Origin of the sequence: Pedobacter jamesrossensis (assembly GCF_042650905.1) — a bacterium.
Classification (GTDB): domain Bacteria; phylum Bacteroidota; class Bacteroidia; order Sphingobacteriales; family Sphingobacteriaceae; genus Pedobacter; species Pedobacter jamesrossensis.
Window position 1 is genome coordinate 1 of sequence record NZ_JBHSBY010000048.1, and the last position, 576, is coordinate 576.

At 38.0% G+C, this 576-nt stretch carries 1 protein-coding gene; it reads left to right on the forward strand.

The window, feature by feature from the left end; all coding sequences use genetic code 11:
• A partial coding sequence (locus ACFOUY_RS08940) for a transposase (RefSeq protein ID WP_378960162.1) occupies window positions 1-383 on the forward strand: 383 nt, incomplete at its 5' end.
• Window positions 384-576: the final 193 nt, after the last annotated feature.

Consider the following 576-nt stretch of genomic DNA (forward strand, 5'->3'; position numbering starts at 1 on the left):
TTTGCCCGGCAGGCCATCTCGCTGTTCGAAAAGCAAGGCAGGGGAAAAAGGAAGATGGAACAAATCAGGTAGACACCTACTATTTTGACGTTGAAAAGTGCAAGACCTGTCCATTGAGGGAGAATTGTTATAAGCCGGGAGCAAAAACTAAAAGCTATTCAGTATCCATAAAGTCCCATCTGCACAAGGAACAAATGGACTTTCAGGAAACCAGCTACTACAAGGAACAAGCCAGTCACCGATACAAGATTGAAGCAAAAAATAGTGAATTAAAAAATGTTCATGGATATGGCAGGGCGGATTCATATGGCATAGAAAACATGAAAATGCAAGGGGCAATAGCAATATTTGTAGTAAATCTGAAAAGAATATTCAAATTCTAGGGTTGGAGACTTTTTCATCTAAAAAAATCTTTAAGAACCCTAGAAAAAGCCACTAAGCTCAATTAGAATGCTGAACACAGCATAAACCGAAATATCAAATGACATAAAAAAAATAAAGCGGATGAAGAGTTCAGAACTCATTCATCCGCTTTGCAAAAACAAACTATTTTAAGTCCACTTTTTCAGTGCCCTC